The sequence below is a fragment of the Limosilactobacillus secaliphilus genome (assembly GCF_001437055.1).
GTDB lineage: Bacteria > Bacillota > Bacilli > Lactobacillales > Lactobacillaceae > Limosilactobacillus > Limosilactobacillus secaliphilus.
Map to the genome: position 1 here is coordinate 256788 of NZ_JQBW01000010.1, position 12293 is coordinate 269080.

Genomic DNA, 12293 nt, shown 5'->3' on the forward strand with positions numbered 1-12293 from the left:
TTCGTTTTCTGCTTTCTCATTATAAACTGGCACCTGGTATTTTTAAAATGATAACTGCACGGGTTCAGGAACGAAAAAACGGGGCTGACCGCGACCATTTTGCCACGGCTGTCCCGTTTGCTAGTTGTTATTTATTGCGTGCCTGTTGTCGATAATTGATCACGCTGATCGTAAGGGTAATGAGGGCCAGAACAATCATGATGATGAAGTCGACCCGGCCACCATTATAAGTCCGAGTTGCCATGCTACCCATGCCCCGATTTTGGAAGATCGCCATCAAGGAAGCCAGGAAAACTACCCCGGTCGCTCCGGCAAACTGTTGGGTCATGTTAAAGATCGACGACACATCCGCCGTATTCTCCATCGGTACTTGGACGGAGGCATTGGAAATGGTGTTGGAGAACGTGAAGTTGAAGCCCGTCCGCAAGACCAGGAAGAACAACATCAACAGCAATGGCGTCAGGTAATCCTGGCAGGCCCAGAAGAGCAGCGCCCCGGCAACCAGTAACGTGTTACCGATCATGACCGGCAGTTGGAAACCGTGCCGATCAGCAATGTGGCCGGCCAGCGGCGAAACCACGGCACCGACGATTGTCCCTGGCAACAGGATGAGACCGGCTACGAAGGCATTGGCTTTGAGCACGTATTGGGCATAGACCGGGATCACCAGGCTGATACCGATATTCATGAACTGCAGGTTGAAATAGGTTAAAGCATCGAAGCGGACCGCCGGAAAGCGGAAGATGGACAGGTCCACCAATTGCGACTTGCCATGCACGTTTAAGTAAACGAACAAGGCGAAGAGCAGGAGCGCCGCTATCAGCATCAACCAAAAGCGCCAGACAAAGCCGTACTTGCCGATCAAGGATAAGGCCTCGATCCAGACGAACATGGCGATGGCCAGGCTGATGAAGCTCCCGTAGCTGAACGGTTCGGCACTGCCTTGGACCGGTTCACTGTCGATGAAGACCTGCCCCATCAACAGGGAGACGAAGGCAAAAGGCAAGATCAGCCAGAAGATCATCTGCCAGGACATGTTCGTGGAAATCAGCCCTCCATAGGTCGGTCCCAACGCCGGCGCTAACGAAATCACCATGGCCGCCAGCCCGGTCATCTCACCCAGTTTTTCCCGGGGAATCTTGGTGAAAATCAAGTGGAACATGGTCGGGGTGGCCAAACCGGTCGCGGTCGCCTGCACGAGCCGGCCAACCATCAAAACCGGAAAACTGGTGGCAAGGGCACAGGTCACGTCACCGATGATGAAGGCACAAACAGCAAAGGCCTGCAGCTTCTTGGCGGCCACCCTTTTCAGAAGGTAGGCGGTCGTCCCCATCACGATCGTTACCATCAACAGGTAGCCGGCCGTGATCCACTGGGTGGTGTCCAAGGAGATCTGGAACTGGTTTGACAGTTCGGGATAGGTCACGTTGGTTGCCGTCTCCGTCATGATCCCCATGAAACTCAATAAGGCAACGGCAAAGATCCCTGCATAGACCCGGCCGGAAATTCTGTGTTTCTCTTCACTCACTAGTCATTACACTCCTTTTCGTTACCCGACTATTTTAACAGCCCTTGACCGCTTTCCAGCGAAATTTTCTGAAAAGCTGGCAAAAATAAACAGGCGCACCCGCTTTCTAAAGCCCAGTGCACCTGTTTTGATGGAAATTAATTACTAATGATTTTAATCGGAAACCTTGACGTATGACTTGATGGCTTGCCGCTGGTCCATGGCCTGGTAGGCTTCGTCAATCTGGTCCAAAGTGAAGGTCTTCGTGAAGATCTTGCCTGGGTTGATCTTTCCATCCAGAACCGCCTTCAACAGCAGGTCCTTGTCATAAGTCGTGACTGAAGCCGGGCCACCAGCAACTGCCTTGTTGGCGTAGAAGGTCGCTGCCGGATCCATGTTCTTGCCATGCGGCAGACCAACCCGGCCAACGATTGAGCCTGGGCGCCCAACTGCCATTGCGGTTTCGGTTGACTGTTCCGTACCAACACATTCCAGAACGGCGTCGGCACCTTGACCATGCGTCAGGTCCATGATGGCTTTGACGGCCTCATCGCCTCTAGCTGCCACGTTATCCGTTGCACCAAATTCCTTGGCCAACTGCTGCCGGTCTGCGTGACGGCTGGTGGAAATGATCTGCTTAGCACCCCGCAATTTAGCGGAGATGATGGCGGACAGACCCACAGCACCATCGCCCATGACGACGACCGTATCACCGGCCTGCACATTGGCAACGCGGGCAGCATGGTAGCCAGTTGCCATTACGTCAGCCAGTGACAGTAATGACTTCAGCATGCCTTCGCTGTAATCGCTAGGCTTGCCCGGAATCTTGACCAGTGCCCACTGAGCGTGCTGGAAGCGGATATATTCAGCCTGGACACCCTCACTGAAGTTGTCCTGGTGTGACTGACACGTGCCATCATAACCGGCAAGGCAAGCGGCACAGTGGCCACAACCGTGCGTGAATGGAGCGATCACAAAGTCGCCGGGTTTAACAGTGGTAATTGCGTCACCAACTTCTTCGACCACCGCAATGGCTTCATGACCGGAATTGATCTGACCGGGCTTAACCGGGTTGATTCCACGGTAGTTCCACAGGTCAGACCCGCAAACACAGGTCCGGACCACCCGTAAGATGGCGTCATCCGGCTGTTGAATGGTTGGTTTATCGACGTCGACCAGTTTCATCTGGCCGGCTTTTGCAAAGACTGCAGTTTTCATCGAAATTACTCCTTTCTACTCCTAAACAATCCTGTCTCAATTGTAAAGGTTTCCAGGACTAATTTGAAATATTTATAACGCATGGTTATTAATCAACTTTTTGCATAGAAAAAGCACCAGGTTCAATCACCTGATGCTTTACAAATCGGCATTAAATGCAGAATTACTTTTCTTCTTTTGCTGCTTCCAGAGCCTTCATGATGGAAGGATTCTTGGAGTGGCAATCCTTCAGCATTTGAAGATCATCTTCGCTTAATTCAACCACGTACTTTTTCATGATCCAAACCCTCTTCCCTAACTTAATTAACATAACTATACCATCATGGAGCAGAAATGGGTATGGTCAAATTGAGATCGAATGGATTAATGAGACCGGTGCATATACCAGCAATAGCAAGCCTCCAAGAACATGCCAACCGACATCAAATACATGGCCAGCATCATCTTCCCCATAAAGGTCACAATCAACGTGACCAGCCAAAAAACGACCTTGATAATATCGACTACTTTTTCCATTGTGAACTCCTTAATACTTATTAATTGTCCCCTGGGTCAGTCGTTATTAAAATTAAATAAGATCAACAAGGAGGGATTAGATATGAGTAAAGTCTTTGTTGTCGGCGGTTCCGGTCGGGTGGCCACGGAACTGATCAAACGTCTGGCAAAAGCCGGCCACCAAGTCACTGCCGGTGCCCGTCATCCGGAAAAGATCGTTTCTTTGCCGAACGTTCAGGCGGTGCAACTCGACTTGCATGATTCCCAAGCCAACATCAACCAGCTAATCAACGGTTACGATGCCGTCTTCTTCACCGCTGGTTCACGGGGCAAAGATGTCTTGCAAACCGATGCCATGGGTGCCGTCAAGACGATGCGGGCGGCGGAAGCAAATAATATTCAACGCTACATCATGTTGAGTTCAATGTATGCGCTGGAACCCGAAAAGTGGTCCCAGATCCCAGCGCTCGCGGGCATCACCGACTACAACATCGCTAAGTTCTTTGCGGACAACTACCTCATCAACAATACTAAACTGGATTATACCATTGTTCAACCAGCCTCATTGACTGAGGAAGCCGGGACCGGCATGGTCAGCGTTGGCGCCAATCAGGATACGACCATTCCAATTCCTGACGTGGCCCACTTCCTTGCCGCCTGCTTGGATGCGAACAACACCATCTGCAAAGTATTGATGATTCGCACGGGTCAACAAGCCATCGACGAAGCGATCCACGCCGTTAAGTAAGTCGTCTCACCACATACGAAAAAGGATCTTGCATGAGCTGCAAGATCCTTTTTGTTTAACTTCTTATTAGTTACTTAACTTCCAAAATCCACAGGAAGCCGATGAAGACGAAGAAGAGCAGGTACATAACCCAGTTAACTTCCTTACCCTTCTTGGCAGCGATCATCGTGATTGGGTACAGGATAAAGCCTAAAGCCATCCCGTCAGAAATACTGTAGGTCAGTGGCATACCCAGGACAACCAGGAATGAAGGAATAGCAACTTCCATGTGTTCCCAGTGAATGTGCTTCAGGTTTTGAGCCATCATAACCCCAACGATGATCAGGGCAGGAGCCGTAACTTGGTCGGTGATCACAGTCAACAGTGGTGAGAAGAACATGCCGACAATGAACATGATCCCAGTAACGACCGCGGTCAGACCGGAACGACCACCAACGGCAATCCCGGCAGAAGATTCAACGAAGGCACCAATTGGTGAAGTCCCCATTACGGAACCAACCAGCATGGCAGAGGAGTCAGACATCAATGCCCGGCCAACCCGTGGCATGCGGTTATTCTTCATGAAGCCCGCTTGTTGAGCCAGACCAACCAGCGTACCGGCAGTATCGAAGAAGGTGACAAGTAAGAACGTAAAGACAACAACCCATAATTGCAAAGTATTGATGTCACCAATGTGCTTAACAGCAACGCCGAACGTTGGTGCCAGGCTAGGAGCAGCGGAGATCAAGTGGTGTGGCATTGGGATCAGGCCAAATACCAGACCAACAACTGTACTGATAACCATCCCAACAAAAATAGCGCCAGGAACGTTTAAAATCAACAGAATCGAAGTAGCAACCAAACCAACAATCGTCAACCAGTTCATTGGGGAAGTGAAACTACCCAAACCAACCACCGTTGACTTGTTAGCGATAATCAAACCACCTTGGTGCAGACCCAAGAAAGCAATAAAGAAACCAATCCCACTAGAAATAGCGTATTTCAGGTCACTTGGGATCGCGTTGATGATCATCTCACGCAGCTTAAAGATCGTGATCAGGATAAAGATGATGGAAGCAACAAAAACGCCGGCAATGGCGGTTTGCCACTTCACACCCATCCCGATAACCACGGAATAAGCGAAGAACGCGTTGATCCCTAAGTCAGGGGCAACAGCAATCGGGTACTTAGCATAAATACCCATCATCAGACAACCAAAGGCAGCTGCCAAGGCACTAGCGGAGAAGACCGCACCCTTGTTCATCCCGGCAGCACCCAGAACGTTCGGGTTTACAAAGAGAATGTAGGACATTGAAATGAAAGTGGTAAAGCCCGCTAACACTTCAGTCCGAACGTTTGTATGCAGCTCATCAAGCTGGAAGTACTTACTAATGGCATTCATTTTCTTTTATCACTCCATCCTTTAAATACGAACAAACACCAGCAACTATATTATGATATTCGCATTTATTTGTAAAGGGTCAATTTGAAATTAGTTCGTCATTTATTGGGCGTGGGGCGTTAAACGTTGCTGTTGAGCGGTTTTTGGCCTTAAATTTCTTTGATATTCGTTTATGGCCACTGTTATTGTTCGGCTTTTCTAGCAAAACAAAAAGGTGGCGGGAATTTCCGCCACCTTCGTGTTTGAATTCTAATCTTAATCGTTATCCTTAACTGCCTTAGCGGCTTCGTTGATGATCCGCACTGCATTCAAGGAACGTGGATAGCCGATGAACGGCACGTTCTGTTGGACAATCTTCAGTAGGAATTCCTGATCATTGCCCAGCTTGATGTTCGCCTGTGCGTGGGCCAGCAGTTGTGGTTCACACCCGCCCTGCGCTGCAATGTAGCAGAAGGTAATCATTTCACGGTCTCTGTCATCCAGGCCCTTGCGTGTGTAATAGTCGCCGAAACAGTTGTCGACCAGCCACTTGTTAATCGTGCCCTTCTTGGCAAAGTCCTTCATCTGCGGACCAAACAGGCGGATCTGCGTTTCTTCACCCTTGCTCAAGCGGTTGTACTGATTCGTGGTGCTCTGGCTCGGCAAAGGCAGTTGAACACCTCGGGCTGCCAAGACTTCATTGCTGGCTTTGATGAAAGGTAAGACCCGGCCCAAGCCCAAGTAATCGATGGCCTGGTAAACAACTTCCTTGGCTTCAACGGGCGTCACATTATTATCTAAGGCCACCGGCAGCATTAATTTGAATTCGTCCACACCCTGCATGCCCAACAGGTAAGCCAAGGTGGAGAGCATCTTTGTCCGGCTCGGCAGGTCAACATCCGCCTGCACCTCTTCAAAGGCAAAATGGTTAACAATAGCAGCTAATTCCGGGTCAGTCTGGCCCAGTTCATTGCGGTGAATAGCTTGTGCACTTTCTTGAATTGACATCCCTAAGACCTCCCATTTTTTCTTAAGTTTATTCTAGTCAGCCAATCGATTAATGTGAAAAGCCTATTTTCGATTAGTTGTCATGCAAGATTTGAATAATCCACGCAATCAAAAAAGCAGCCGCATTGAAGCAGCTGCTCTTCTTTCAATGATTTATTTTGCTGTAATGAAGTCCAGAATATGGTACATGACTTCCCGGTTTTCAGCCGGCACACCATGCTTGATGATGTCGGCCGCCGTTTGGTGCAGGTCATTGTGATCATCCGGGTAATGGTTGTCGTTGATCGCAATCTCGCGCAAATTATCGGCTTCCGGCTCAAAGTGGAACTGCAGACCGACCACGTGATGACCCAGCACGAAGCCTTGATTCTTGACCAAGTCGCTGCTAAACAGCAATTCGGCCTCGTCCGGAATTTCAAACATCTCTTCGTGCCAGTGCAGAGCCGTGATCTTCTTTGGCAAACCAGGGATTTTGTCAGTCTGCAGGTAGACCGGTGCCCAGCCCACTTCCTTGTGTGGTGCCTTGCCAATCCGACAGCCCAGCGTTTTGGCAATCTGTTGCGCACCCAGGCAGGCACCAAAGATTGGCTTATGTTCCGCCAGCAATTGCTTGATCAACTGACGTTCTTCCTTAAGCCACGGCAGGTTATCGTTGGGACCCATTGGACCGCCCAAGATGACCAGCATGTCGGTCTCGTCCGCCGTTGGTAAGTTGCCGAAACGATAGGGGTGGTAAATGTACATCTCATGATGGTGCAGTTGTGACCAGCGCTGGATGGAACCTGGCCCCTCATTCGGCGTGTGTTGCAAGACATTGATTCTCATGATTTTTCCCTTTCCATCGACGGCAATGTTAATGCGGTATCGCCTGCAAGTACCAATGATACGGTGATTATACCACCGCTACTGCGCTCAATTAAAAGCAATTGCTCCCGTTTTCTTACAGGAGGCTGGCGATCATGTCGCCGATGACCGGGTAAGCGTTGATCACGTGCCGGCGGAAATCATCACCCTTGATGGATAAGCCAATCATTGGCGTCAGGCTGTTGACTTCGGTTGCGGCGTCATCGCCGACTGCGCTCACCCCGACCAATTGACCGGATTTAAAGACCAGGGTCAGGCTGGCAGACTGGTCGTTCTTGCCCGCGTACAGGCTACTGCCGGCCAGGGATACCCGTTTGACTTGGTAAGCCGGGTCATCCTTGACGTCATCCGGGGCCACCCCTGCCAAGGCAACTTCAGGGAAAGTGAAGGCCGCCGTAGCAATCGTTGGGTACTGAATGGCCGCGGTCAAGCCACCCTCCAACTGCTTAAACAGGTAGTCGGCCTCGAATTCGGCCACCGGCGTCAGTTTGGGTTCCACCCGACTGACCACGTCACCAACCGCGTAAACGCCGGGCTGACTGGTTTGGAGGTGATCATTAACCTTGATTCCGTGTCGATCGTAATCAATGCCAGCCTGATCCAGTTGCAGGCGCTCGATGTTCGGTACACGACCAGAAGCATCGACCACATAGTCACTTGCGAGGTCGCCGTTGTCGGTCTTTACAAGGAAAGCATCCGCGTCCTGCTGGATGGCCTGAACATTCGTGTTGAAGCGGAAATCGATCCCGCGTGCTTCCATTGCCTTCACAACCGTTGCGGCATCCGCTTTCGTGAAGCCCCGCAGAGCACGGTCGGACCGAACCAGCATCGTCACTTGTGCACCCGCCGCGCCTAAGAGGGTTGCCATCTCCATCGCCACATAGCCGGCGCCGACGATCGCTACCCGCTTCGGCAGTGATTTCAGCGACAAGACATCCGTGCTGGTGTGGGTCAATTCGGTGCCCGGAACGGCTAAGTGGTGCGGGTGTTGACCGGTGGCGATCACAATCCGGTCACCCGTATATTGATGACCATTCACTGTGATCGTATGCTGGTCGACAAACTTCGCGTAGCCGGCCTCAACGTCGTGGCTTTTGGCGATGATCGCCTTCGTTTCTGCCGGCCACGGATCGAAGCGCTGCAGCTTGGTCTGCATCAACTGGGCCCAGTCAAGCTGTGCCGGCTGACTGACCCCACGGCCCACCAGTTGCTGGGACTGCAAAACTGTGCGGACGGCACCCTCCAAGAAGATCTTGGGTTCACAACCGAAATTAGGACAGGTTCCGCCAAACGCACCACCTTCAACGACCAGGACGCGCCGCTTTTTCTTTGCCAATAAGTTGGACAGCTTGTAAGCAGCTGGGCCAGAACCAATCAGAATGTAATCGTATTTTTGCATGGTCATCCTCCTTTTTCTAATAGGATACCGAAAACGTTGATCTTACAGCAATCTTTTTGCCTCGCGCTGTCAGCAAGCCGACCACCCGTCAACATTAGTTCAGAGCTTAATCTAGCTTTTTCACCAGGCTGTACCAGGTCTCGTTAGCGTGGCTGGAATCGGACACCCGGACCTTCTCATAACCGTTGTGCTCGTAAAAGGGCAAGTTCTTTTCCAGCGAATCCAGGGAAATGCTGTGCCGGTGGGCGGCGCGGGCGCTCTTCGCCAAGGCGGTCAGCAGCTGGCTGCCAATCCCGTGGCCGCGGTAAGCCGGATCTGTAGCGATCGATAGAACCAGTTGATTGCCACCGGTCGGCAGGTTAGTCGGCGTGTGTACGTACATGTCATCCGTCACAAACTGTTCATCAACTGCCGGGCCAACCACAAAACCAACGACCTGGCCGTCAACTTTGGCCACCAAAAAGGTATCCGCCAGTTTCTTGATCCGGTCACGATAAGCGGCGGGCGTACCGGCTTCTTCCGGCGTGAAACCCAGGCGCTCAATCCGGACCACGGCGTCTAAATCGGCTGCTGTTACATGTTCAATGCTTACTTTCATCCAATCCACCCCATTTACTGACTATTTGCAACACAGATTACCGCACGTGCCAGCCCTTCGCAAGTAGAAAACGTCCGCAACTAAAAGCTAGTCGCGGACGTTTTAATTATTTGCCCCACAAGAATTCGTTGATCTTGTTGGAGACTTTCTGATTTTCATGCAAATTGCTGTGGGTGTACTGCTTGCCCTTGAACAAGACGAATTGGTAGCTCTTAGGCCGGTCACCCAGCATATCCTTGACCGAGCGCGAGGCCGCATTCGGCACCTTGCCGTCAGTCTCGTCGCCACGGTCGCCAGCGATGTTCAGGACCTTGCCCTGGGGATAGTTATCCTTGAGCTGCCCCATAATGGTCTGCATGGTGCCTGAAATCGGCCGGCGATGCGACCAGCCAGTCATCCCGCCACCAGCCAGGACCACCTGCTTCTTCAGCACAGGCGCGCCGGGTTGGCTGCCGTACTTGGATAGATAAGAGAAGACATCCATGTTCCCCATTGAGTGGGCCACAAAGTTGTATTCCTTGATCCCATCGCGCTTCTGCAGGGCCCGGACAACGTTGTTCACGTATGCGGCACCCTTATTCATATCCGTCTGCTTGTTGTCGGCCAAATTGACCTCGACAATCGGGTTGCGCTTGCCTTTGATTGATGGGCCGCTCAGTTTGACCTTACCGTTTTCGTCAACGCGGGCGAGTACGACGGTCGATGTCACCTTATCCTTCCGGGCGCGCTTAACCATGCTTTCTTCGGCATGGTAGCTGCTGCCGTAGCCGTGAACAAAGATCGTCGGCGTGGTTGAGTCAACCCAGTGGGAACGTTTTTGGCTCTTAAAGCCGTAGCTGCCGACCAAGAGCAGGGCTAAAGCCACTAATAAAGCGGGAAACCGCCATTTTTTCATATGCATATTCTCCTATTGTTAGAAGTTCAGGCTCTTCAGCCATGGGTCAACGTCGGCCGTTGAATTCAGGACAGCTCCTTGGTTAACGTGGACATCGTAATGATTTTCATCGACGGTCCGCTGGATTAAGCTTTGACTGCGTTCATAATCGGAACCGCCAGAGGTCGCAAAGCTAGCCAAGTTTTTACCGTTCAGATCCAATTTGTCGATCACATCCACGATCATCCGCGGCGGGATCCCCCACCAAATCGGGTGCGCAATGATGATGTTGTCGTAACCGGACAGGTCCGGAAAATCGTCCTTAACGGGAACCCGTGAATCGTGTTCGTGCTGTTCCGTGGTTGCCCGTGAACTCTTATCGCGCCAATTCAGGTCGTCCTTAGTGTACGGCTGGACAGGATGAATGGCTTGAATGTCGGCGCCCAGCTTTTGAGCAACGAGTTTTGCCATCTTTTCCGTCGTGCCAGTTGCCGAATAATAAAGCACCAGTGTGTTTGCCATCGTGATTCCTCCCTCAACTCTCTTGTTAGTCATAATCAAATAAATTGTTTAATTCACTTTACCGATTATTTTAAGTTTCTCCCGTCAGAAAAGGAAATGATAAGACTTTTCTCGTTCAAAATAATCATGACTGTGACTGGTTGACCCGACCCAAAAATGACGACCGCAATTTATTCAAGCGCGCTGCGATAATTTTACTTAGGAAAGCCCTTCCAACATTGAAAAGGCTATCCCAGCGTAGTATCATTGCACCGTCATAAATATCATAATAAATGGGTAGGTACTAATGGATAATTCGAATCAAATGGGTAACATCAGTCGCCTGGAACGGATGAATGCACCGCAGCTTAGGCAATTCTTCGGCACGATGCACAATGACATTGCCAGTATTGAGTCACTCTACATCCTCTTAAAGGCCGACTACTTTCAAGAATCAGTCCTCAAGAACATTCAAAACGAGTTCAAGGCATCCCGCAAAAAGGCAGCCACTGAAAAAGCCATTCAGCAACTGAACCAAGACCATCCAGACCTGGTTGAAAACGTTCAACAGGCTGGTCAGCGCTTGAACCACATGCAAAGACTGGCGGCACCGCATCGCAACGAAGGCTTCACCTGGACCAACTACTTCATTTGTATTGCGGCCGGGGCATTGGCTTATTACAGTTTCCAGTTTGCCGGCGCAGCTTATAGCACGTTCACCCGCCTGTTCTATTACGCCGCGGGCATCGCGTTGGCCCTGTATTACGTTTCCTTGATCATCAGTCTCTGCGGCCACAACTATCAAAATGAGTTGAGCTCGGCTGAATATGATGCCGATAACGTCAATGACCAGTACGCTAGCCTCAAGAAGAAGTACGTTGACCAGGCCGTTCAAGAATCCTGGCAACAATTCCTCCAGGAGCCGGCTAACAAGAAGCGGTGGGATGCCGCCGTTGCCCAGACTGAGCAGGCTAACCAAATGTTTGGTGAATGCTGCGAACGGTTGAAGAACAACATGCTGGTCTTGCCGCCAAAGTACCGCTTTAACTACGCCATCGAAGCCTTTTACGACCTCGTTGCCAATGGTGAAGCAACGACTTGGGAGCACTGCACCAACGTGTACATGAACCAGCTCCAGTACAAGGCCAACCAAGAAAAGCTGGACCAGATCAGTAATCAACAGAAGCAGCAGAACGACCTGATCAAGAACCAAAACGAGGCGCTGGAAGGCATTAACCAGCGGATTGACAACTTAAACGAAAACGTCGATCAGCTCAATCAAAGTGTCAACCAGATGCACAACGATATGAACCGTGGCTTCGATCAAGTAACGGCTAACCAGCGGCGGGAGATCTTCCAAAACGCCTTCATCGGCTTGTCGGAAATCAACCAAATGGAAAAGATTCGTACCGAAATTGCTCGGCGGCCTAAACACACCAACTACTACCACATCGTTGCCTATTAAGGAGGTCTTTCTGAATGTCTAATCCGAACTCTTCTGTATCAAAGGTTCTCATTGTTGCCGGCGTTTTGTTTGGCACCGGAGCGTTGATTTGGTTTCTGCCCTTCATCTTCAGTTTTGTCGGCGGCCTGATTGAAGACCTATTTGAAATCTTAATCATTGCGGGCCTTATCTACGCCGTTATTTCATGGTTTAGCGGTAAATAACCATCAAGGCATAAAAAATCAGTCCAAACGCACGATTGCGTCTGGGCTGATTT

The 12293-nt window shown here is 50.7% G+C and carries 13 protein-coding genes; 3 read left to right on the plus strand and 10 right to left on the minus strand.

The features are described from left to right. Positions 1-127: 127 nt before the first annotated feature. From IV45_RS06100 to IV45_RS07965, 3 genes are all read right to left on the minus strand, one after another. The gene (locus IV45_RS06100) at positions 128-1528 is read right to left on the minus strand and encodes an MFS transporter (RefSeq protein WP_057741595.1); all 1401 of its coding nucleotides are present in this window, start codon (positions 1526-1528) and stop codon (positions 128-130) included. 153 nt (positions 1529-1681) lie between these two features. Further along, complete coding sequence (locus tag IV45_RS06105) at positions 1682-2725, minus strand: zinc-dependent alcohol dehydrogenase family protein (RefSeq protein WP_057741596.1); 1044 nt, start codon at positions 2723-2725, stop codon at positions 1682-1684. A gap of 363 nt (positions 2726-3088) precedes the next feature. Continuing rightward, positions 3089-3241, minus strand: coding sequence for a hypothetical protein (locus tag IV45_RS07965; protein ID WP_169790376.1), 153 nt, complete (start codon positions 3239-3241; stop codon positions 3089-3091). Positions 3242-3323: 82 nt separating this feature from the next. Here IV45_RS07965 and IV45_RS06110 point away from each other — a divergent pair, with 82 nt between their 5' ends. Continuing rightward, complete coding sequence (locus IV45_RS06110) at positions 3324-3968, plus strand: SDR family oxidoreductase (RefSeq protein ID WP_057741598.1); 645 nt, start codon at positions 3324-3326, stop codon at positions 3966-3968. Between the two features lie 70 nt (positions 3969-4038). On the opposite strand, the gene IV45_RS06115 is transcribed toward IV45_RS06110, so the two are convergent. The 7 genes from IV45_RS06115 to IV45_RS06145 all read right to left on the minus strand — a co-directional run bounded on the left by IV45_RS06115 (position 4039) and on the right by IV45_RS06145 (position 10593). After that, a complete protein-coding gene (locus IV45_RS06115) occupies positions 4039-5349 on the minus strand; it encodes an NCS2 family permease (RefSeq protein ID WP_057741599.1) in 1311 nt (436 codons plus the stop codon). 255 nt (positions 5350-5604) lie between these two features. Continuing rightward, on the minus strand, positions 5605-6336 hold the full coding sequence (locus IV45_RS06120) for a carboxymuconolactone decarboxylase family protein (protein WP_057741600.1): 732 nt from the start codon (positions 6334-6336) through the stop codon (positions 5605-5607). 153 nt (positions 6337-6489) lie between these two features. Next, positions 6490-7161 carry a type 1 glutamine amidotransferase gene (locus IV45_RS06125; protein ID WP_057741602.1) on the minus strand — a complete coding sequence of 224 codons (672 nt, stop codon included), beginning with the start codon at positions 7159-7161 and terminating at the stop codon, positions 6490-6492. Positions 7162-7276: 115 nt separating this feature from the next. Further along, a complete protein-coding gene (locus IV45_RS06130; protein WP_057741604.1) occupies positions 7277-8599 on the minus strand; it encodes a dihydrolipoyl dehydrogenase family protein in 1323 nt (440 codons plus the stop codon). Between the two features lie 106 nt (positions 8600-8705). Next, positions 8706-9197 (minus strand): GNAT family N-acetyltransferase, encoded by a 492-nt coding sequence (locus IV45_RS06135; RefSeq protein ID WP_057741606.1) that lies wholly within the window; start codon positions 9195-9197, stop codon positions 8706-8708. Positions 9198-9303: 106 nt separating this feature from the next. Further along, positions 9304-10092 (minus strand): alpha/beta hydrolase, encoded by a 789-nt coding sequence (locus IV45_RS06140; RefSeq protein WP_057741608.1) that lies wholly within the window; start codon positions 10090-10092, stop codon positions 9304-9306. An 18-nt stretch (positions 10093-10110) separates the two neighbouring features. Continuing rightward, positions 10111-10593, minus strand: coding sequence for a flavodoxin (locus IV45_RS06145; protein ID WP_057741610.1), 483 nt, complete (start codon positions 10591-10593; stop codon positions 10111-10113). A gap of 286 nt (positions 10594-10879) precedes the next feature. Between IV45_RS06145 and IV45_RS06150 the strand changes: the two genes are divergently transcribed. Both IV45_RS06150 and IV45_RS06155 read left to right on the plus strand, forming a co-directional pair. After that, the gene (locus tag IV45_RS06150) at positions 10880-12037 is read left to right on the plus strand and encodes an SNARE domain-containing protein (RefSeq protein WP_057741611.1); all 1158 of its coding nucleotides are present in this window, start codon (positions 10880-10882) and stop codon (positions 12035-12037) included. Between the two features lie 14 nt (positions 12038-12051). Continuing rightward, a complete protein-coding gene (locus IV45_RS06155) occupies positions 12052-12240 on the plus strand; it encodes a hypothetical protein (protein WP_057741613.1) in 189 nt (62 codons plus the stop codon). Positions 12241-12293: the final 53 nt, after the last annotated feature.

Bases quoted from the DNA above. Each gene is read 5' to 3' on its own strand.
- IV45_RS07965 (WP_169790376.1), bottom strand. From the start codon at position 3,241: ATGGAAAAAGTAGTCGATATTATCAAGGTCGTTTTTTGGCTGGTCACG.
- IV45_RS06110 (WP_057741598.1), top strand. From the start codon at position 3,324: ATGAGTAAAGTCTTTGTTGTCGGCGGTTCCGGTCGGGTGGCCACGGAA.
- IV45_RS06130 (WP_057741604.1), bottom strand. From the start codon at position 8,599: ATGCAAAAATACGATTACATTCTGATTGGTTCTGGCCCAGCTGCTTAC.
- IV45_RS06150 (WP_057741611.1), top strand. From the start codon at position 10,880: ATGGATAATTCGAATCAAATGGGTAACATCAGTCGCCTGGAACGGATG.
- IV45_RS06135 (WP_057741606.1), bottom strand. From the start codon at position 9,197: ATGAAAGTAAGCATTGAACATGTAACAGCAGCCGATTTAGACGCCGTG.
- IV45_RS06140 (WP_057741608.1), bottom strand. From the start codon at position 10,092: ATGAAAAAATGGCGGTTTCCCGCTTTATTAGTGGCTTTAGCCCTGCTC.
- IV45_RS06145 (WP_057741610.1), bottom strand. From the start codon at position 10,593: ATGGCAAACACACTGGTGCTTTATTATTCGGCAACTGGCACGACGGAA.
- IV45_RS06105 (WP_057741596.1), bottom strand. From the start codon at position 2,725: ATGAAAACTGCAGTCTTTGCAAAAGCCGGCCAGATGAAACTGGTCGAC.
- IV45_RS06115 (WP_057741599.1), bottom strand. From the start codon at position 5,349: ATGAATGCCATTAGTAAGTACTTCCAGCTTGATGAGCTGCATACAAAC.
- IV45_RS06120 (WP_057741600.1), bottom strand. From the start codon at position 6,336: ATGTCAATTCAAGAAAGTGCACAAGCTATTCACCGCAATGAACTGGGC.
- IV45_RS06125 (WP_057741602.1), bottom strand. From the start codon at position 7,161: ATGAGAATCAATGTCTTGCAACACACGCCGAATGAGGGGCCAGGTTCC.
- IV45_RS06155 (WP_057741613.1), top strand. From the start codon at position 12,052: ATGTCTAATCCGAACTCTTCTGTATCAAAGGTTCTCATTGTTGCCGGC.